Source organism: Streptomyces sp. NPDC102514 (assembly GCF_055584525.1).
This window is the reverse complement of sequence record NZ_JBVJLW010000005.1, coordinates 161,481-178,569: the sequence shown is the minus strand read 5'-3', so window position 1 is coordinate 178,569 and position 17,089 is coordinate 161,481. Positions and strand designations below refer to the sequence as shown.

General features: G+C 70.7%; 18 protein-coding genes. 8 read left to right on the top strand and 10 right to left on the bottom strand.

Annotated elements, in window-relative coordinates; translation table 11 throughout:
• The first annotated feature begins 6 nt into the window (after nucleotides 1–6).
• The 3 genes from ACZ60E_RS15250 to ACZ60E_RS15240 all read left to right on the top strand — a co-directional run bounded on the left by ACZ60E_RS15250 (nucleotide 7) and on the right by ACZ60E_RS15240 (nucleotide 2,587).
• Nucleotides 7–1,071, top strand: coding sequence for a rhamnogalacturonan acetylesterase (locus ACZ60E_RS15250; protein ID WP_469440742.1), 1,065 nt, complete (start codon nucleotides 7–9; stop codon nucleotides 1,069–1,071).
• Nucleotides 1,072–1,206: 135 nt separating this feature from the next.
• On the top strand, nucleotides 1,207–2,067 hold the full coding sequence (locus ACZ60E_RS15245; RefSeq protein WP_469440740.1) for an isocitrate lyase/PEP mutase family protein: 861 nt from the start codon (nucleotides 1,207–1,209) through the stop codon (nucleotides 2,065–2,067).
• A 61-nt stretch (nucleotides 2,068–2,128) separates the two neighbouring features.
• Nucleotides 2,129–2,587: an NUDIX hydrolase gene (locus ACZ60E_RS15240; RefSeq protein WP_469440738.1), complete on the top strand. Its 459-nt coding sequence runs from the start codon at nucleotides 2,129–2,131 to the stop codon at nucleotides 2,585–2,587.
• Here ACZ60E_RS15240 and ACZ60E_RS15235 read toward each other — a convergent pair.
• From ACZ60E_RS15235 to ACZ60E_RS15220, 4 genes are all read right to left on the bottom strand, one after another.
• Entirely contained in the window at nucleotides 2,574–3,323 is a 750-nt protein-coding gene (locus tag ACZ60E_RS15235) for a hypothetical protein (RefSeq protein WP_469440736.1), read from the bottom strand. The two genes, ACZ60E_RS15240 and ACZ60E_RS15235, sit on opposite strands and share 14 nt — an antisense overlap.
• A 16-nt stretch (nucleotides 3,324–3,339) precedes the next feature.
• Nucleotides 3,340–4,743, bottom strand: a complete 1,404-nt coding sequence (locus tag ACZ60E_RS15230) for a hypothetical protein (protein ID WP_469440735.1) — start codon at nucleotides 4,741–4,743, stop codon at nucleotides 3,340–3,342.
• Nucleotides 4,744–4,794: 51 nt separating this feature from the next.
• Nucleotides 4,795–5,421, bottom strand: a complete 627-nt coding sequence (locus ACZ60E_RS15225) for a TetR/AcrR family transcriptional regulator (RefSeq protein ID WP_469440733.1) — start codon at nucleotides 5,419–5,421, stop codon at nucleotides 4,795–4,797.
• Between the two features lie 456 nt (nucleotides 5,422–5,877).
• Nucleotides 5,878–7,224 carry a jacalin-like lectin gene (locus tag ACZ60E_RS15220; protein ID WP_469440732.1) on the bottom strand — a complete coding sequence of 449 codons (1,347 nt, stop codon included), beginning with the start codon at nucleotides 7,222–7,224 and terminating at the stop codon, nucleotides 5,878–5,880.
• Nucleotides 7,225–7,438: 214 nt separating this feature from the next.
• On the opposite strand from ACZ60E_RS15220, the gene ACZ60E_RS15215 reads away from it, so the two are divergent.
• On the top strand, nucleotides 7,439–9,184 hold the full coding sequence (locus ACZ60E_RS15215; protein WP_469440729.1) for a PHP domain-containing protein: 1,746 nt from the start codon (nucleotides 7,439–7,441) through the stop codon (nucleotides 9,182–9,184).
• Nucleotides 9,181–9,687 (top strand): hypothetical protein, encoded by a 507-nt coding sequence (locus ACZ60E_RS15210; RefSeq protein ID WP_469440727.1) that lies wholly within the window; start codon nucleotides 9,181–9,183, stop codon nucleotides 9,685–9,687. The genes ACZ60E_RS15215 and ACZ60E_RS15210 overlap by 4 nt, the downstream gene beginning before the upstream one ends.
• On the opposite strand, the gene ACZ60E_RS15205 is transcribed toward ACZ60E_RS15210, so the two are convergent.
• Nucleotides 9,662–9,862, bottom strand: coding sequence for a DUF397 domain-containing protein (locus tag ACZ60E_RS15205; RefSeq protein ID WP_469440725.1), 201 nt, complete (start codon nucleotides 9,860–9,862; stop codon nucleotides 9,662–9,664). The genes ACZ60E_RS15210 and ACZ60E_RS15205 overlap by 26 nt on opposite strands.
• Nucleotides 9,859–10,686: a helix-turn-helix domain-containing protein gene (locus ACZ60E_RS15200; protein ID WP_469440722.1), complete on the bottom strand. Its 828-nt coding sequence runs from the start codon at nucleotides 10,684–10,686 to the stop codon at nucleotides 9,859–9,861. The genes ACZ60E_RS15205 and ACZ60E_RS15200 overlap by 4 nt, the downstream gene beginning before the upstream one ends.
• A 113-nt stretch (nucleotides 10,687–10,799) precedes the next feature.
• On the opposite strand from ACZ60E_RS15200, the gene ACZ60E_RS15195 reads away from it, so the two are divergent.
• Complete coding sequence (locus ACZ60E_RS15195; protein WP_469440720.1) at nucleotides 10,800–11,261, top strand: ATP-binding protein; 462 nt, start codon at nucleotides 10,800–10,802, stop codon at nucleotides 11,259–11,261.
• Here the strand turns inward: ACZ60E_RS15195 and ACZ60E_RS15190 are convergent.
• A complete protein-coding gene (locus ACZ60E_RS15190; protein ID WP_469440718.1) occupies nucleotides 11,236–12,534 on the bottom strand; it encodes a TolB-like translocation protein in 1,299 nt (432 codons plus the stop codon). The genes ACZ60E_RS15195 and ACZ60E_RS15190 overlap by 26 nt on opposite strands.
• A 300-nt stretch (nucleotides 12,535–12,834) precedes the next feature.
• On the opposite strand from ACZ60E_RS15190, the gene ACZ60E_RS15185 reads away from it, so the two are divergent.
• On the top strand, nucleotides 12,835–13,830 hold the full coding sequence (locus ACZ60E_RS15185) for an AraC-like ligand-binding domain-containing protein (RefSeq protein ID WP_469440716.1): 996 nt from the start codon (nucleotides 12,835–12,837) through the stop codon (nucleotides 13,828–13,830).
• Here the strand turns inward: ACZ60E_RS15185 and ACZ60E_RS15180 are convergent.
• The gene (locus ACZ60E_RS15180; RefSeq protein WP_469440714.1) at nucleotides 13,827–14,261 is read right to left on the bottom strand and encodes a hypothetical protein; all 435 of its coding nucleotides are present in this window, start codon (nucleotides 14,259–14,261) and stop codon (nucleotides 13,827–13,829) included. The genes ACZ60E_RS15185 and ACZ60E_RS15180 overlap by 4 nt on opposite strands.
• Nucleotides 14,262–14,491: 230 nt before the next feature.
• Here ACZ60E_RS15180 and ACZ60E_RS15175 point away from each other — a divergent pair, with 230 nt between their 5' ends.
• Complete coding sequence (locus tag ACZ60E_RS15175; protein ID WP_469440713.1) at nucleotides 14,492–15,151, top strand: TetR/AcrR family transcriptional regulator; 660 nt, start codon at nucleotides 14,492–14,494, stop codon at nucleotides 15,149–15,151.
• A 90-nt stretch (nucleotides 15,152–15,241) separates the two neighbouring features.
• Here ACZ60E_RS15175 and ACZ60E_RS15170 read toward each other — a convergent pair whose 3' ends face one another.
• Nucleotides 15,242–15,613 carry a hypothetical protein gene (locus ACZ60E_RS15170; RefSeq protein ID WP_469440711.1) on the bottom strand — a complete coding sequence of 124 codons (372 nt, stop codon included), beginning with the start codon at nucleotides 15,611–15,613 and terminating at the stop codon, nucleotides 15,242–15,244.
• Between the two features lie 307 nt (nucleotides 15,614–15,920).
• The gene (locus ACZ60E_RS15165) at nucleotides 15,921–17,012 is read right to left on the bottom strand and encodes a WxL protein peptidoglycan domain-containing protein (protein WP_469440709.1); all 1,092 of its coding nucleotides are present in this window, start codon (nucleotides 17,010–17,012) and stop codon (nucleotides 15,921–15,923) included.
• Between the last annotated feature and the right edge of the window lie 77 nt (nucleotides 17,013–17,089).

Sequence of the window (17,089 nt, the reverse complement as noted above, 5' to 3'; positions counted from 1 at the left end):
GTGGTCATGGCGAGACGTCTGTCGATCACCCTGCCGGCCGCGTTGGCCCTCGCCGCGGCTCTGTCCGCCACCCCGGCGCATGCGCGGACGCAGCAGCCGGGACCAGGGCCAGGGCCAGGGCTGGGGCTGGAGAACTGCACCGCCGGTGCCTGCCACTTCGAGGTGCCGCCCGGCACCTACGACGTGCGGGTGCGGCTCGGCGGTGAGGCCGCGGCCAGTACCGGTATCAGTGGCGAGACCCGGCGCACCCTGCTCGCCGAGACGCCCACCGGGGCGGGCGAGCCCGTGACCCGCGGTTTCACCGTGAACGTCCGTACCCCCGAGGGCGAGCCCACCGGACCCGACGGCACCGCCGGACTCGACCTGGTCGTCGGCGGCTCGGCGCCCGCGCTCGCCGACATCCGGGTCACCCCGGCGGCCGGCCGGCACACCCGGCAGATCCTCCTCGTCGGCGACTCCACGGTCTGCGACCAGCCCGGCGACCCGTACTCCGGCTGGGGCCAGCAGCTCCCGCAGTTCCTCCGCAAGGGGCTCTCCGTCGCCAACTACGCGGATTCCGGGGAGAGCACGGTCTCCTACCTCGCCGATCCACGGCTCTTCGCGACCGTGCAGCCGCTCATCCGCAAGGGCGACCTGGTCCTCATTCAGCTCGCCCACAACGACAAGCAGACGGACGGGCCGACATACCGCGCGAATCTCGAAACGCTCGTCGCGGGCGTACGGGAAAAGGGTGGCCGTCCGGTTCTGGTCACTCCCATCGTCCGTCGCTGGTTCAACGGCGACGGCACACTGAACAACGACACAGCCCTGCTGGTGAACGGCCTCGGAGTGGACCACCCGGCCGTCACCCGGTCGGTCGCCGCGGCCCACGACGTCCCTCTCATCGACCTCACGACCAGGACAAAGGCCCTGGTGGAGTCGTTGGGCGTCGAGGGTTCCAAGGCGCTGTACCTCTACAACGAGAAGCGCGACAACACCCACACCTCGGCACAGGGCGCGACGGCGTACGCCGGACTCGTCCGCGACGAACTCCTTGCTCAAGGCCTGGTGCCCGAGCGTCTTGTGAGGTGAGCTTGACGCCTGGGGCGTCCCGACCGGAACCGGGGCGTCTCAGGTGTACATCCGTGGGGCGCCCCACGGATGTACACGCCCGGCCCCCGGGACGGTTCGGCGGGGGCCGAAGCGTTCCGGTCCTAGCGTGGTGTCATGGCTTCCACCTTCGCCGCACTTCATCACCCCGACGCCGGTTCCCCGCTGCTCCTCCCCAACGCCTGGGACCACGCCTCGGCGGCGGCCCTGGCCGCGCAGGGCTTCGCGGCGATCGGCACGACCAGCCTGGGGGTCGCCGCCGCCGCGGGCCTGCCCGACGGTTCGGCGGCGACCCGGGACGCGTCACTGGCGTTGGCCCTGGCACTGGGCCAGGGCCCCTTCCTCCTCTCGGTCGACGCCGAGGGCGGGTTCAGCGACGACCCGGCCGAGGTCGCCGAGGTGGCCCGCGAACTCGCCGCCGTCGGGGCGGTCGGCATCAACCTGGAGGACGGCCGCGCCGACGGCACCCTGGCCCCCGCCGAACTCCACGCGGAGAAGATCACCGCGGTGAAGGCCGCCGTGCCGGGGCTGTTCGTCAACGCCCGCACGGACACCCACTGGCTGGGCGGCGGTGCGGGTGATGGCGGCGGCGGACGCGGTCCCGAACTCGGACGCGAGACGATCCGTCGCCTCGACGCCTATCAACTGGCGGGCGCGGACGGTGTGTTCGTCCCCGGGCTCAGCGACCCGGCCCGGATCGCCGGCCTGGTCGAGGCCCTCGACGTACCCCTCAACATCCTCTACTCGCCCGAGGGGCCGGCCCTTCCGGCCCTCGCCGAGCTGGGTGTCCGCCGGGTCAGCCTCGGGTCCCTCCTCTACCGGCGGGCCCTGGGAGCGGCCCTGGAGACGGCCGCGCTGATCAGGGCGGGGCTGCCCGTCGAGGGGGCCGCACCGACGTACGACGACGTGCAGGCGCTGGTTCGACCGAGCGGCCCCGATCGGCCCGGAGCCACCCCGTCCGAGGGGGCTTCCTGGTAGCGTTGATGCTTTCGTGGGTATGAAGCTCTGTGGACTCCGACCGGCGAGGGACCCAGGAATCATGGACATCCCCGGTAGTACGGGCAACACGGGTGGGAAGCGACTGGCCGCGGCCGTCGTGATGCGCAAGGGCCTCGTCCTGCTGGTGCGCCGCAGCGAGACCGAGCGGTTCCTGCCCCGGGTGTGGGGCGTCCCCTGCGGCAAGCTGGAGCCCGGCGAAAGCCCCGAGGACGGTGTCCTGCGGGAGCTCAAGGAGGAGACCGGGCTGCTCGGCGAGGTCGTGCGGAAGGTCGGCGAATCGTCCTTCATGAGCGAGTACCGCGGGCAGGAGACCAAGAACTGGCAGGACAATTTCCTGGTCAGACCGCTCTCCCGGCACATCACCCTCCCCGAGCCGGACCAGGACCACCGCTGGCTGAGCCCGGACGAACTGCACACCGTCGACATCGACGACTACAACGTCGACATCGTGCGTCAGGCCCTCACGAACCCGCGAACCAACGGATTCACGAACGTCTGAGCAGCTCCGCCAGCGCGTCGAGCTCGCCCAGGTAGTCGTCCACGTCCAGCGGCACCTTCGGTACGGTCCCCGGGTGGGGCCCCGCCGCCGTGAACACGTCGGTGTGCCGCCGCCGTTCGTTCCCCGTCTCCAGGAAGAGCGTCACCGTCGGCTCGGTCGTGTCGCACCACGCCCGGTGCAGGGTGTGCGCGGGCAGGGCGTAGCTGCTGCCCGCCGTGTACTCCGCGACCTGGGTCAGCTGCAGCCGGGCCGGACCCGTGGGCTCCAGCAGCCAGTCGGCCGAACCGTCCGCCAGGGACTCCTGATAGCGGTCCGCCTCGATCCCGCCGTCGACGGTGCCGGCGCCGCGGACGTCACCGCGAGGCGCGTACAGCTCCATCGCCAGTCGCCCCCGTACGACGGAAGAGGCAAGCGGGGAACGGTGGTTGTGGATGTCCTCCTTGCCGATCGCGCCGCGCCCCGGATGCCACAGATGGGCGCGCAGCATGTGACGCGGGCCGTCGTCGATGAGCAGGAGCTTGTCGAAACCGAGGACATGGCGGTACGAGAGCCGGGCGCAGCCGTGCGGATCACCTTCACCGGAGGCGAGTTCGGCGGCCAGCTCCAACAGGCGGTCGGGGGAACCCAGTTCGGCCACCACCGCGCGCGCCGCCGACATCCGTTCGTGTTCCGGCAGTTCGCCGTCCAGCGTCTCGGTCAGCAGTTGCCGCGCCGCCAGGACCTGTCGGCCACCCATGCACGTTCCTCCCGGCTCAGCCGTTCGCTCGCTGGATCAACGGTTGATACATCCATACGGCATGCGCCCGCAGTGCCGATAGGCCTTGATAGGTCATCCACATGGGGCGGCGCAGCTCATTGGTGTCGTCGCGCACCCAGGTCCATATGCCGTCGCTCTGCCCGGCGTACACGGCGCTCGCCGCGCCGTTCAGCAGCTCGCGCCACTCCTCCTCCATGCCGTCCTCGCGCGCCACGTCCCGGGCGCCGGGGGTGAGCAGGGCGCGGACGATCCAGGAGGCCGTGAAGTGCCGTACGTTCAGGACCTCGTGATGGGTCGGGTCGTCCACGCGCGGCCTGCGTATGTCCTCGCGGAGGTTGGACAGGTCGAGGCAGGCGTCGTGCGGGGCGTCCGGGCAGGCCAGCAGCCAGCGCACACCGTCCTCGCGGGCGGCGCGCGCGTTCACGCTCTCACTGCCGAGGGCCCGGGCCGCGCGGTCCAGGGCGACGACCGCCTGGGCCGTGTGCAGCGGGGACGGCGGCCCGTGCAGGGGTGCCAGCCGGTATCCCCAGCAGCGGTGGTGCCGGCGGCGCGGATCGGTGACCGCGCCTTCGACGAGGGCGTCACGCAGCAGGGGCAGTACCGCGGAGTCGGGTGCCGCACGCAGCAGGCCGCGCATCACGGTCGTCAGGACGTGCGTCAACTCGCGCCCGGTGCGGTCGAGTTCGTGGGTGAAGCGCGCCTCGCAGTGCGCCACCTCCTCGGCGAGCCGCTCCCGTGAGGCCCCGGCCCGTGCCAGCGCGCCCAGCACCAGGGCGGTCACCTCGGGGCGGGCCTGGGAGCCCTGCGTACGCGCCGACCAGCCGCCGTCCGGCAGGCGCAGCCGCCACAGCGTGTCGATCAGGTCGCCCGCGCCGACCCGCCCCTCGGGCATCCCCAGGTCGAGCATGATGTGCAGTCCGTACGCGGTGCCCATGGAGGTGGGCCGGCCGGGGCCGCTCTCGCCGAGGGAGTGCGGCCAGCCGGTGAGGCGTCCGCGTACGGGGTCGTCGACCACGCAGATCTGCTCGGCGAGCGTGCCGTACGCGGCGGAGAAGAGGTCGGGCAGTGGTCCGGGGACCGAGAGGGCCGCCCCGGACACGGGCAACTGACCGGTGACGACAGGCGAGTTGTTCTCACTCCTGGCCCGGAGCAGTGCCGCCGACAGCCAGGCCGCGACGGCCGTGCCGAGCCCGCTCACCACCGCGATGGAGTAACGCGCGGTCTGGCCACCGATGTTGTCCGGCAGGACACCCACCAGTGACTGGAACACCGCGTAGCCCGCGGCGGCGGCGCCGAGCCCGCCCAGCCAGCGGACGAGCCGGGCGGGGCGCGGCCCGTGCGGTATGTGCGGCTCGGGATCGGGTCTCAACGGGCCGCGACGGAGCTGTGGTTGGGACAAGGTCCGCTTCCTCCCCCCGAGGCGGCACGTGGCACCTGCGAAGCTTCCAGTCTAAGTGGTGGGCGGGACGCGTGGGGTCGCTCCGCCGGGCACCGGGGGTGAGGCCGCCTGTTCGCGGGGCCAGTGCTCCAGCGTGACGTGGAGGGCCTCCACCGCCCGGTCCCATGACGTCCGTACGTCCCTGGAGGCGCCGAAGGCTCCGGTCGCCTCCAGGGCGCAGTAGCCGTGGAACGTGCTGCGCAACAGGCGTACCGCGTCGGTGAGGTCGGGCTCTTCGAGGCCGTACGCACGCAGCATTCCGTGCGTGACCTCCGCGGTGCGGACGAAGGCGGGGGAGGTGGCCGCGAGGCTCTGGTCGATACGGATCTGCGTGGCCGCGTATCGGCCGGGGTGCTCCAGGGCGTACTGCCGGTAGGCGCCGGCGAACGCGGCCAGGGCGTCCTTGCCGGCGCGGCCGGCCACCGCGTCGGCGATGTGGTCGATCATCTCGGCGCCTGCGAGGAGGGCCATGCGGGTGCGCAGGTCGTGCAGGTTCTTGACGTGGGAGTACAGGCTTGCGTCCTTGACGCCGAACCTTCTCGCCAGGGCGGAGAGGGTGACGTGGTCGTAGCCTGCCTCGTCTGCGAGGTCGGCTGCGGCGGTGACGACCCGGTCGGTGGTGAGTCCGGCACGGGCCATTCTTGGGGCCCCTTCCTGGGGTGTGGGACGACCCCCAACAATAGCGAGCACGCGACTCTCCCCGGCCCCACCCCCGCCTCCGCCCCCGCCGCCCCTACCCATCCCGTCACCACATGGGGGCTCCGCCCCCGAACCCCCGTTGCGCAGTTCCCCGCGCCCCTGAAGGGCTGGGGGCTCCGCCCTCTCGCCCCCGTTTGCGCCGTTCCCCGCGCCCCTGAGGGGGCCGCCCCCGTCGCGATGAAAAGCCGGGGCGCAGCCCCGCTTTCCAGGGGCGCGGGGAACGGCGCAGTCTTTTGTCTTTAGGGGCGCGGGGAACGGCGCAGTCCTTTGGCTTTAGGGGCGCGGGGAACTGCGCGATCTTTGAGGCTCGCGCCCACCTACCCCAGGGGCGCGGGGAACTGCGCAATCCTTTGGGCCCGCCCCCACCGCAGCCGCAGACGGGACACCGACCCGGCGTCAGCCGATGGGGGCGTACAGGACTCCCAGTTTGTCTATTTCTGTGCCTGCTCGGCCCGTGAAGCCGACGATCTGCCAGCCGGTCGGGGCCGTGTACGTGACGGCGTCCGACGTGGCTGATCCCGCCGACACCGTACGCGACTTGTCCGTCGTGAAGGACGCCGAGAAGATCCGCGTCCGCCCGTCCTTCTGCCCCTGCGTGAGCTTCACCGACGTGAGGTGTTCACCGCCGGCGAGAGTGAGGGAGGCGGCGGTACCGCCCGTACCGCCATGGGTCAGGGACGTACCGCCGTCGAGGGTGAGCGACACCGCGTCCAGGCGGGAGCCGCCGCGAAGGGTCAGGGTGCGGGGCGAGGCCGCGCCCGGCAGGTTGTCCGCGTCGTTGAAGGCGGTGCCGTGCGGCCCGCCGAAGAAGTCGCTGGCCCGAAGCTTCGAAGGAAGGGTCCACGAGAAGTCGACGGTGTGCGGGAAGTGGTCGGAGAGATTGCCCCCGGCCGAGTCGAGGAACTTGGCCCACTCGTTGTTATAGCGGTTCGCGGCCAGGTTCACCAGGTTGCTGCCCCGGTAGAGGATCTTGTCGACCACCTCGCAGGAGTTGGTCGGCGCGGTGGTGGGGCAGACGAGCGCGTCGCTGCCCTGCGCGGGCGCGCTCCCGCCGCGCACCAGCTGGACCCACGCGTCGGTCAGCCCGTTCTCGCTCGCGAGGGTACGGATGTTGTCGCCCGAGCGCGTGTAACGGGTGTTGGTGTCACCCATGACGATGACCGCGTTACCGGCGGAGTTGGCCTGGACGAAGTCCGAGAGCTGCTCGATGTTGGCGCGCCGCGCGGCGAGCGCGTCGTCGGTGTCGTCGGCGTTGGTGTGCACGTTGTAGAGGTCGACGAAGACGCCCTCCGCGAGTCGCACCCGGGCGAGGGAAAAGCCCTTCGGGGTGAGGCAGTTGGTGCCGGTGCAGTTGTTCCACCCGACCCGTTCGAAGTCCTCGAAGGTGGAGTCCGAGAGGGTGTTGAGGCCGTCTCCGAAGGGCACACCGCCACTGGTCGCCGTCCGGTACGGGTGGTTGTCGCCCGCGTACAGCGCCGCGTGGTAGTTGAAGTCCTCCTGGACGTTCACGATGTCGTACGCGCCCAGCCGGGGAGCGAGCAGTGGGGTGTTCGTCGCCGGGTTGCCGGAGCTGAGCCCGTCGGGGAGACCCGCGACGTTGTACGTGAGGACGGTGAAGGTGCCGGAGGAGGGGGCGGCGGCAGCCGCAAGGGCAGCCGCGGGAGCGGTTGTGGCCGAGGCGGCCGTGGTGAGTCCGGCGACGGCCAGCGCGCCGGCCAGCAGGGTGCCGATGAGTCTTCTCATGGTGGGGGATGCCTCCAGGCAACAGAGAAAACGGGAGAGCGGAGAAGTCAACTAGTCTGGTCTACAGGGGCAGTTGGGGGAACAGTGACGGCAGAGGCGAGCTGCCGTGCCGGAGTCGCCCGCAGCTCACCCCCACGTCGTCCGGTGTTCATGTTTCGCATCGAGTCTCCATAGCGCGCGACCGCACCGGCGGCGCCGGACACAGGAGGCCGACATGGGGCACGGACACAGTCACGGGCACGGGCATCACCACCACGGTCACGACCACGACCATGGGCACGGCCACGACCACGGCAGTGCCCCGCTCCCCGCCGCCTTCGACACCTCCGTACCCGACGAGGCCCTGACCCCCGAGCAGCAGTCGCGCCGTTCCATGCTCCGCCGCGCGGGCCTGCTCGGTGCGGGGCTGGCCACGGTGGGAGCGTTCGGCGCGGCGGCGAGCGGGACGGCCGCCGCACAGACGGCGACCGGCGCCCGCACTTCGTCTTCCGGTGGCCGCAAGGGCAAGGGCTTCCTCTGGCTGGCCGGTGACCACCACATCCACACCCAGTACAGCAGCGACGGCAAGTACCGCGTCGTCGACCAGGTCCGGCAGGGTGCCAGGCACGGCATGGACTGGCTGGTCATCACCGACCACGGCAGCGTGGCGCACGCCAAGATCGGCGTCGACAAGGTGAACCCGGACATCAAGGCCGCCCGTGACGCGTACGAGGACACCCTCGTCTTCCAGGGCCTCGAATGGAACATCCCCGGCGCCGAGCACGGGACGGTCTTCGTGCACCCCGGCAAGAACGAGGTCTCCGTCCTCAAGCAGTTCGAGACGGACTACGACGGCAGTGTGAAGAACGCCTCCGACTCGACGCCCGCCAACGAGGCGCTGGCCGTCGCGGGTCTCGCGTTCCTCGGTGAGCAGGTCCAGCGCCGCAAAGTGAAGGACGCGCTGATGCTCGCCAACCACCCGGCGCGTCGCGGTGTCGACTCCCCGCACGAGATCCGCGCCTGGCGCGACGCGACCTCGCCGAGCCACCAGATAGCCGTCGGCTTCGAGGGCGCCCCCGGCCACCAGGCCGCCGGTCTCCCCGCCCCCCTCGGCATGGGCCGCGCGCGCGGCATCTACGACAACAACCCGAGCGCCAACTCCTTCCCCGGCTACCCGGCGGAGAGCTACCGCACCTGGGGCGGCTTCGACTGGATGACCGCCACGGTCGGCGGCCTCTGGGACAGCCTGCTCGCCGAGGGCAAGGCCTGGTGGATCAGCGCCAACTCCGACTCCCACCAGGTGTACGCGGACACCGCGGCGCGCGGCGGCGGCGACTTCAACACCGACGGCCGCTACGGCGACCCCGTCTACAACGGCCAGATCGACGTCACCCAGGGCGACTACTGGCCCGGCCAGTACAGCAGGACCCACGTCGGCGCCGAGGACTTCTCGTACGCCGCCGTGATGGACGGCATCCGCGCCGGACGTGTCTGGGTCGACCACGGCCAGCTCATCAGCGGCCTCGACGTCCGGGTCTCCGGCGGCGGCCGCTGGGCCACGCTCGGCGGCGCGCTGCACGTCAAGAAGGGCACGAACGTCACGCTGACGGTCGACATCGCGCTCGCCCAGGACGCCAACTGGGCCGGTTTCATCCCCAAGTTGGCCCGCGTCGACGTCATCCAGGGCGATGTCACCGGCCCCGCCGCCGACAAGGACACGCTCGTCGCGCCGACCACGAAGGTCGTCAAGTCGTACGAGGTGAACAAGACGACCGGCACGGTCCGGATCACGTACACCCTCGGCCGCGTCGACCGCCCGCTGTACCTGCGCCTGCGCGGCTCCGACGGCAACCGGTCCGCCGTCGGCGCGCGCGGTGCGGCCGTCGACCCCGCCGGTCCCGCCATCGACGTCGTCGGTGACGCGGACCCGTGGAAGGACCTGTGGTTCTACTCCAACCCGGTGTGGGTCCTCCCCGCGTGAACCGTCCGTCTCACATCAGCACGATCGACGCCGACGTACGCGAACTGCGCGCGGCCGACCACCTGCTGCTGGAGCTGGCAGCCGAACTCGTCCTCCCCGACGGCGCGTTCGGCTGCACGCACCTGATACGCGGGGAGCGGCCGAGGGTGGTCCTGTCGATCACGTCGGCCTCGGAGGACACCGCGCGACTCCTGTCGGCCAAGGGGTACGAGGTGACGGCCGGCGCACCCGACGAGGTGGGCCGGGCCGTCGTCTACCCGGGCTCGGCCGAGCTGACCGGCACGCTGACGATCGCGGAGCTGCTGGCACGCTCCGCGATCAGCCGGGTGGCGGTGCTGGGCTCGCCCGACGCACCCCCGCCGGGGCAGGCCGTGGTGACCCGGGATCACGTACGCCCGCAGTGGCAGGACGGCGAGCTGGTCCTGACCCTGCAGCCGGCGGTGGGCGGGGTGCTGGTCCCGTTCGAGGTCCCGGACCCTACGCCGTGCTGCGCGGACCACTGACCCGCTGGATGAAACTGCCCCAGGCGTCGGGGGAGAGGGCGAGCTGCGGCCCGCGGGCGTTCTTGGAGTCACGGACGTGGATGGTGGCGGCGGGGCAGACGGCGACTTCGACGCAGTCGTCACCATCGCTTCCGCTGTAGCTGCTCTTGAACCAGGTCAGTTCAGTGATGCTCATAGCGCTCCTAGCGTCCTCTGCAGCAGGCTTCGGGAATCGTCCGGAGTGAGAGCCTGTGAACGCAGTTTCGCATAGCGCATGTGGAGGACACTGATCGATTCAGGGTCGGCGATGAACTGGCCGGTTCGCTGTCCCTCGCAGTATCCGAACCATTCGTTCTCGGGTGTTTCGGACAGTCGGATGGGGCCGTCGAGACCGGCGTGAACGCTGGTGGTCACAGGCAGCAGTTGCAGTTCGACGTTGCGCAGTTCGCTGACTGCCAGTAGATGGTTGACCAGTTCTAACGTGACCTCCCGGCCGCCGGTCCCGCGCTTGATGACCTGCTCGTCGATGATGAAGTTGTACCCGGTGTTGGGTCGCTCGGTGAGGAGGCGCTGGCGCTCTGCTCGGGCGGTCAACTGGGCCTCGATCTGGGCGTCGGTGAGGACAGGCACCCGCGCGTTGAACAGCGTGCGCGCGTAAGCCTCAGTCTGCAGAAGTCCCGGCACCAGCCGATTCTCAAACGTATAGAGGCTGATCGCCTGCTCCTCCAGGTCCGCCCATCTGCGGAACCAAGAAGCCAGGCCCGGCTGCCTGGTCGCATACTTCGCTGCCGCCCGGAGCACTCCGAACGCATCCAACACCTCCTCCGCCCGCTCGACATACACCCTCGGCGGCAGCCGTCGCCCCTGCTCGATCGACGCCACCGTCCCCGGCTGGTACCGCACCAGCGGTGCGAACTCCTCCTGCGTGAGCCCCGCCCGCTTGCGGAAAGCCTTGTGGACCAGACCGAACGTCTTCAGACTGTCCGACGGTTCGGGCTCGTTCGCCGTGCTGTTGGTCATGACGCCATGGTCACGGAAAGTCACTCCGACTGTCCACAGAGTGAACTCGTACAGGGTGCACCGTACGAGTGTTGGTGCTGGTGGAGCGCCCGGCAGCCCGGGACCTTTGACCCATGCAAGGACGAATCGGGGTCCAAGTCCCCGTCACCGTACGTACGTTCACCCAACTCTTCAGCTGCACCCCGCGAGGGGCCCGGCTCGCGCGCCGACTGGTCGCGAACCGGATGGACGTGTGGGGTTACGCGTACGACAGCGAGGCGAGCGAATCCGTCACCCTGGTCGTCGCCGAGCTGGCGGCCAACGCGGTGACGCACGGCCGGGTCAAGGGCCGCGACTTCCGCGTACGGCTGCTGATGCGGGCCGGCGAGGACGTCGTACGCGTGGAAGTGGCCGACGGCCTGACCGAACGACTCCCCGTACTGCGGGAGTCACCAGGCCCCGACGAGGACGACGAGGGCGGACGCGGCCTGCTCCTGGTCGACGCGCTGTCCGAGCGGTGGGGGACAGCGCTCTGCACGGGAGGGACGTACAAAAGCGTGTGGGCGGAGATCAGGGTGCCGGGTCCACGGAGTTGATGGCCGCCCGGAGGCGCAGCCACATCGGATCTGTCCCGGCCGCGGTGACCACGGTCTCCAGATCGTCCGCTTCCCAGTCGCGGGCTCCGTCGGTGACGACGAGATGCGGCTCCGGGTCGCCGTCGTCGGGAACCTCGGAAGTGGCGTCCAGGAACGCGGTGACCGCGGAGATCGCCGTACCGCCGTACGTGGCAAGGGACTCCGCGGAGCCGGAACCACTGGAACGAACGGCCAGGAGCACGAGTTCGCCTCCGCCACCGGCGACGACCAGTTCGCCCGTGGCGGTCGCGCCCAGTGCGGAGACCCGCGAGCCGGTCAACGCGGCGTGCTCGACGGCGTGCTGCGCGTCGAGGTCGATCTCGACGAGCGCCCCCGTGGGCGTGCCGACCCAGAGCACGCCGGGCCGGGCTCCGAACACGATGTTGTGCCGCGACCAGGCGCGCTGCTGGGCGACCCACTCCGGCGGGTACGGGTAGCCGGGGCTGGGTTCGCCGAGAGTCGTCGCCAGCACGCGGCGCAGCGACGGGAACTCGAAGACCGCCAGCGAGTTGTCGTACGCGTTGCCCCGCACCGCGACATGGCGTCCGTCCGCGCTGAAGAGCGGCGTCTCGTAGCCGTCGGCGTCGAGGATCAGCGCCCGGCGCAGCACGCGCATCGCGGCGGGCGTGGTCTCCTGGTCGACCCGGGCGAAGAGGCCGTGTGTCGCGCCCTGGTCGCTGGAGAGTGTCATCACCAGCCCGCCGCCGGGATGCTCGGCGACCCCGGTGTCCCACCGAGGGCCGGTGCGGACGGCGCCCGAGGCGAGGTCGAGAGCGTCGGAACGCTCCCACGCGTCCTCGCCCCCGCCCGACGACGGCGTCGCCCACAACGTCCGCCCGTCCGGGCTGAACGCCAACCTGTCATAGGAGGCAGTCGGCGGAACACCTCCCGGATCGGCGATCCCGGCGACGCCGGTGAGCCCTGCGGCCCCGGCGGGAGTCCACCGCACCGTGCCGTCCTCGTTCGCCACCATGAGCAGCGGCTGGACCGGATGCCATGCCACGGCGGGTGTCCGCTTGTGCCGGTTCCAGCCGAAGGCATCGTCGTAGGCCTCCGACTCCGCGCCGACGGAGCCGAGTTCGCGCAGTTCCCTCGCCTCGCGACCCCAGACGCGGACCGCCGGGCGTTCCGCTTCCAGGCCGGCGATCAGGGGCAGCCGTGGATGGCATACGAGGCGCTCCACACTGCGCCCGTCGCCGACGCGTACCTGTGCCACGTTCTCAAGATCCGTCACGGCGGCAGCGTAGTTGTGCCCACTGACAACGCATGTCCGGTCCCGGTCCCGGTCCCGGTCCCGGTCCCGGTCCCGGTCCCGGTCCCGGTCCGGGCCGGGTCCGGTGGCGAGCAGTCGGCTGGAACTGTGGTGAGGGCTCCAGCCGACGTCGCTCCCCCAAGACGAAGGTAGGGGGGAGAGGGCGTGCGGAGTCTCCAGTTCCCGCCGAGGTCGTCGCCTCTTCGCGCCCCGTGTACCAAGTGACTTCCGCGTACACCGGTCGATATACCGTTACATGCCCGGCCAACAGGGAGCTGCCCCATGAACGGTGGCGTTTTACACGTACACCAGGCCAGTGTCGGCGAGTTGGAGACCGCCGCGTCGACGGTTCTCGCTCCGCTGGCCGTGACAGCCGTTGCGGGACCGGACGCCGAGGGGCACGGGAGGGCGTTCCGGGCGGACATCGACGCGGCGGCGGTCGGGCGCGCGGCGGTGGCGCGGATTCGGGGCTCCGCGCATGTGGTCCGGCGGTCGACCCGGGCGATCTCGTCCACGGACCCCGAACTGCTGAAGATCACCCTGCACGGGTCGGCGGAGCCCGCCGCGGTGGATCAGGGCGACATCTTGTCCCATGCCCACCTGGGTGACTTCGTCGTTCTCGACATGACGCGCCCCTACCGGCTGGCCGCCCCCGAGGGGTGTGACGTGCTGGCCGTCGGCATCTCGCGTGCCGAACTGGGGCCGCACGCAACGGCGGTGGCCGGCCGGGCGGGCCGGCGGCTGCCCGCCGGCAGCGGTGCGCAGGCGGTGTTCTCCGGGTTCCTGCGCGGACTCGGTACCCACCTCGACGAGCTGACCGGCCCCGCACAGGCCCATGTGGGCGACGCCCTGGTGTCCCTCCTGATCGCGGCCTTCACCGGGGCGGAGCCCGGCCGGGCGGACACGGCCACCGAACTCGTCGACCGCATCCGGGTCTACGCCCTGGCGAACATCTCCGACCCGTCCCTTTGTGTGGAATCGGTCGCGGCGGCTCACGGGATCTCCGGCCGCCAGCTCCACCGCCTTTTCGGGCGCTCCGGAACTCCGTTCGCGACCTGGCTGCGCGCCGAACGCCTAGGCCGCGTACGCCGCGACCTCCTCGACCCGGCCCACGACAGCCGCACGACGGCCGCGGTGGCCGCCCGCTGGGGCATCCACGACCCCCGCCACCTGGCCCGCGGCCTCAAGACCCACTACGGCCGAACGGCCCGGGAACTGCGCCGGGACCGCTGGCCCGAGACCGCTGAGCCGCGGCGCGCCGACCTGCGACCGGCCTAGGCACAGATAAGACTCCTGACCTCCTGGAAGGCCTCGTACTCGGCCTTCTGGTCCACCGGCAGCTGGTAGAAGCCCGCGGTGATCTTCGGGACCGACGGGATGACGGACAGCCGGAACTTCTGCCCGTCCGTCGTCTCGATGCGGAAGCGGCCCTGGAGGTCGCGCTTCTTCGTGGCACCCCGGTTCGCGTCGGAGATGGTGACCGGCGTGCCCGCCGTGACGCGGCCGTTGTTCTCGTCGACCGGGACTATGACGAGTTCGGTGCTGCCCGGTCTGAAGCCCACGGCGTAGTTGTAGACCGTGGTGCTGCGGTAGACGATGAAGTTCCGCTCCTTCATGTCCGAGGCGTAGACCTTGGTGTACGCCTCGCCGTCGGGTACGGCAGCGTCGAAGGCCGCGTGGATCTCCGCCTTGAGTTGTTCCTTGCTCACCACAGTGCGCACTCCTCGTTCGGTACCGGACTACGGGAATCGGCGTTGACTGTACAGCTAGCCAACAAAAAAATTCCAATCCTGACAGTCCTCAACTGCCTTGCTTGGGTGGGCAGTTACCGTCGACCCCCCGGCTGCCGAAGGGGCTTCGGGGCGCAGCGGTGACAATGGTCCTGCCGGGCCCGACCAGCCCGGCGCGGGACCAGGGACGAGCGGGAGTGGGGTGGCACGTGTCGCCACGGTCGGCGGAGGCCAACGAGGAGTTGAGGGCGCAGTCGCGGGAGAGGATTCTCGTGGCGGCCCTGGAGGTCTTCGCCGAGAAGGGCTACCACGACGCCACCATCTCGGACATCACCGCACGGGCAGGTGTCTCGCGCGGGCTGCTCACGTACTACTTCCCCGGCAAGCAGAACCTGGTCGACGAACTGCTCGACCGCTACCTCGACGGGGTCTCCGCGCTCGCGGACGTGACCGGCACCCCCGACGAACGGCTGGCCGCCATCATCGACGGGGTCATGGTCCTGGCCGCCGCGACGGTCCCGGTGCAGCGGATCACCCTGAGCCTGGTGATCAATCCGGCGACCCACCCCCTGTTCGCGGCGGCCGAGGCGCGCAAGGAGGAGCGGGTGGTGGCGCTGGAGGACGGGCTGCGGGAACTGTTCACCGCACGCGGGGCCGAGGATCCGGCGGTGGAGGAGGTCCTGCTGCGCAGCGTCCTGGAGGGCGTCATCTTCAAGACCGCCGTCTACGGCGGCCAGTACCCGACGGAACCGATCCGCCGCCGTCTGTACGCCCTCTACGGCCTGCCCGCGCCCGAAGCAGAACTGCCACTGCCCGCGGGCCCGCCCCGGTCGAACCGGATGCGGGCCGCGCGGGCTCTCGGCGACTGAGGCCGGCGTACACGACGGCGTAAGAACTCGGGCCGGGCTTCCCCCGTGGAGGCCCGGCCCGAGTGGTCTAGGCGTGACGCGACACGGGTCCTACGGCTGGAGCGTGATCGAGTTGATCGGCGTCATGTCCTTGTCGATCGACCATCCGCCACCCGGAAGGTTCCCCTCGCAGCCCGTGCCGTTGTAGCCGGTACAGGTGCTCATGGTCGCGCCACCGGTCTGGTTGTTCAGGATGCGGTGGACGCCGTACATGCCGCTGAGGTTGTAGGTCCCGTAGTTGTAGTAGACGTGCGACGGCTGATCGTTGTTCCAGCCCGCGTCCTGCGGATAGATGCAGACGTATCCGTCCTGGCAGCCGTGGTAACTACCCGCTGCGGAGGCGTTGGCGGCGGTCGAGCCGACCGTGGTCAGCACACCGAGCGCGAGTGAGACGGCTGCCGCGGCCCTGGCGATCCTGCGCATGAATGGTGATCCCCTCGTGAGTGACTGTGTTCACTGCGAAACGTACGAGGGACCTGGTGCATCGAGTACCTGACAGATGTCAGGGTCAGCCGCCGGGTCAGTCGGTCCGGCTGCGGACACCTCCTCCCGCTCCACCGATCGTCGTCGACCTCGACAGGCTGCGCCAAGCTTTTCAGGCTTGATTGAAACGCTTGACCCCGGTAGCCGCGTCACCTGTGGTGTCCACCCCGGCCTCGGCCGAAATCGACCCACTGGACCGGCACCCTTCACAACGTCATGTCCAGCCCGACCATGAGGCGAGCGGTACTCAAGCCCGCTGTTCGGCCCGGTCGCGCAGGGCCTGTTCGACGGCTTCCTGGACCCGGGCGTCCTCGCGCTGCTTGCGGTGGGCCCGGCTGCGGCGGCGTAGGACGTACGCGGCCGTGGCTCCGGCGAGCAGGACGGCGATCAGCAGGACCAGGGTCCAGGGGACGGCCCAGCCCGTGGTGGTGGCCTCCACGGGCTTGAGGGAAGCGGTGGAGCCGGCGGCGTCCGTGATGACGGGGGTGACGGTCGCCTTCGCGGTGAGGCGGATAGCGGCGGTCACGTCTGAGACCGGGACCGTGACCTTCCAGCGTTCGCCGGGGAGCAGTTCCGGCGGCGCGGCGACCTTCCCGGCCCGGGTCTCCAAGGTGCCGAACGGGCCCGTCAGCGTGACCTTCTGGGCGGCGGAGAGCAGGGCGTTGCCGGTGTTGTGGAGTGTGTACGTGACCGTCGTGTCGCCCTGGCCGAAGGGGTTCGCCGTGCCGTGGTAGTCGACGTGCAGGTTCTCCACGGCGAGCGTCGGCTTCAGGGCGCCGCTGACCCGCAGCTTGATCCGGATGCCGAGGCGGCGGTCGACCGCGATGCCCTCGGTGTCGTCGGGCTGCTTGAGCGAGGTGAGGATGCCGCCCACGTAGTCACCGGGGGTGGCGTTGCGCGGGACGGCGACGGTGAAGGGGATCTCGGCCGTCCTGCCGGGGGCGATGCGGACCGTGGCGTCGGTGGCGCGGACCCAGGCGCCGATGCCGAGGGACTTCTTCTCCCGTGTGAGGAGGTCGAGTTGGCCCTTCTCGGTCGTGTAGCCGTCGGCCGCGTACAGCGCCAGCGTGAGCGCGTTCTTGCTGTGGTTGGCGACGACCATGGCGTCCTTGACCTGGCTGCCGGGGTTGACGCCGTAGCTGAAGCTGGACCGGTCGTCCCCGTACCCGTTCGCGGCCGTGCGGACCGTCCAGGTCACGTCGCCGTCGGCCGCTCGGGCGGACCCCGTCGACGTACCGGCGAACGCGAGAGCCGCCAGCAGTACGAGGACCGCGTGACGCAGGATGACCTGGCGCGGGGCGGCGGACAGTGTGCGGCGGGGTGCTGGGGACGGGTGCATGGCGGGGCTCTCCGGGCTTGGGTGCTGCTGGAAGGGGCGGGGCAGGCGGCCAGGCGGTGCGGTGGCCGCCTGCCCCG

Bases quoted from the DNA above. Each gene is read 5' to 3' on its own strand.
- ACZ60E_RS15250 (WP_469440742.1), top strand. From the start codon at position 7: ATGGCGAGACGTCTGTCGATCACCCTGCCGGCCGCGTTGGCCCTCGCC.
- ACZ60E_RS15245 (WP_469440740.1), top strand. From the start codon at position 1,207: ATGGCTTCCACCTTCGCCGCACTTCATCACCCCGACGCCGGTTCCCCG.
- ACZ60E_RS15240 (WP_469440738.1), top strand. From the start codon at position 2,129: ATGGACATCCCCGGTAGTACGGGCAACACGGGTGGGAAGCGACTGGCC.
- ACZ60E_RS15235 (WP_469440736.1), bottom strand. From the start codon at position 3,323: ATGGGTGGCCGACAGGTCCTGGCGGCGCGGCAACTGCTGACCGAGACG.
- ACZ60E_RS15225 (WP_469440733.1), bottom strand. From the start codon at position 5,421: ATGGCCCGTGCCGGACTCACCACCGACCGGGTCGTCACCGCCGCAGCC.
- ACZ60E_RS15220 (WP_469440732.1), bottom strand. From the start codon at position 7,224: ATGAGAAGACTCATCGGCACCCTGCTGGCCGGCGCGCTGGCCGTCGCC.
- ACZ60E_RS15215 (WP_469440729.1), top strand. From the start codon at position 7,439: ATGGGGCACGGACACAGTCACGGGCACGGGCATCACCACCACGGTCAC.
- ACZ60E_RS15205 (WP_469440725.1), bottom strand. From the start codon at position 9,862: ATGAGCATCACTGAACTGACCTGGTTCAAGAGCAGCTACAGCGGAAGC.
- ACZ60E_RS15200 (WP_469440722.1), bottom strand. From the start codon at position 10,686: ATGACCAACAGCACGGCGAACGAGCCCGAACCGTCGGACAGTCTGAAG.
- ACZ60E_RS15195 (WP_469440720.1), top strand. From the start codon at position 10,800: ATGCAAGGACGAATCGGGGTCCAAGTCCCCGTCACCGTACGTACGTTC.
- ACZ60E_RS15185 (WP_469440716.1), top strand. From the start codon at position 12,835: ATGAACGGTGGCGTTTTACACGTACACCAGGCCAGTGTCGGCGAGTTG.
- ACZ60E_RS15170 (WP_469440711.1), bottom strand. From the start codon at position 15,613: ATGCGCAGGATCGCCAGGGCCGCGGCAGCCGTCTCACTCGCGCTCGGT.
- ACZ60E_RS15165 (WP_469440709.1), bottom strand. From the start codon at position 17,012: ATGCACCCGTCCCCAGCACCCCGCCGCACACTGTCCGCCGCCCCGCGC.